Genomic DNA, 1,079 nt, shown 5'->3' with positions numbered 1-1,079 from the left:
GGTTACACACCAAGTCAAGCTAGTGTAACGGGTGATGCTGCTGAAGGAAAAGACGATGTTCATACCGTTGTCTACACCGCCAATGAAGAACAGGCTCACGTTGAATACATTGACCAAGATAATGGCAATAAAGTTCTAGTAACTGATAACTTAAACGGAAAGTTCGGTAGTCAATCTGATTACAGTACTGCGGATCGGATTGCCGGTTACGAAGCACAAGGCTACGAATTGGTATCCGACGGATACCCAAGTGGTTACAAATTTGGTGACAATAATCCCACCTTCCAAGTTGTCTTAAAGCACAAGACCAAAGAAGTTACGCCAGATAACCCCGGACAACCAGGTCAGCCAGTTGATCCCAATAACCCAACTGGACCGAAGTATCCTGATGGCACTAGCAAGGACAACTTGACTAAGTCCATTACAAGAACCATCCACTACGTTTACGCCGATGGCAGTAAAGCCGCAGATGACCAAGTAGAAACGGTTACGTTCAACAGAACCGCCACCTTTGATGAAGTAACTGGTGAGATAACTTACGGTGCTTGGACATCTGACAATGATGTCTTTAGCTCGGTTGATTCACCATCCATTACCGGTTATACCCCTGATCAAGCAACTGTTGGTTCTGAAACTGCCACTGCTGATACGAAAAATTCAGACGTTAAAGTCACATACACTGCTAACGATGAGCAAGCTCACGTTCAGTACATTGACCAAGATGACAACAACCGAGTTATTACAACTGACAATCTAACTGGTAAGTTTGGTTCTAAGTCTGATTACTCAACCAAGAACGAAATTGCCAGCTTAGAGGCCCAAGGTTACGAATTAGTCACTGATGGCTATCCAAATGGTTATGAATTTAATACCGACAACCCAACTTTCAAAGTTGTTTTTAAGCACAAAACCAAGACGGTTACGCCAGATAACCCGGGACAACCAGGACAACCAGTTGATCCAAATAACCCAACTGGACCGAAGTACCCAGATGGAACTGGTGTAAATGACTTGACTAAGAACATTACGAGAACGGTGCACTACGTCTACGCTGACGGTAGTAAAGCCTCCGATGATCG

Annotated in this window: 1 protein-coding gene; it reads left to right on the top strand. The window is 44.3% G+C overall.

What is annotated here, in order from left to right; genetic code table 11:
• A partial coding sequence (locus AC6UDB_RS06910) for a mucin-binding protein (RefSeq protein ID WP_500709537.1) occupies nt 1–1,079 on the top strand: 1,079 nt, incomplete at both ends.

It is taken from the genome of Fructilactobacillus sp. X3R2C1 (genome assembly GCF_059901235.1).
This window is presented reverse-complemented; position numbering and strand designations above follow the sequence as displayed.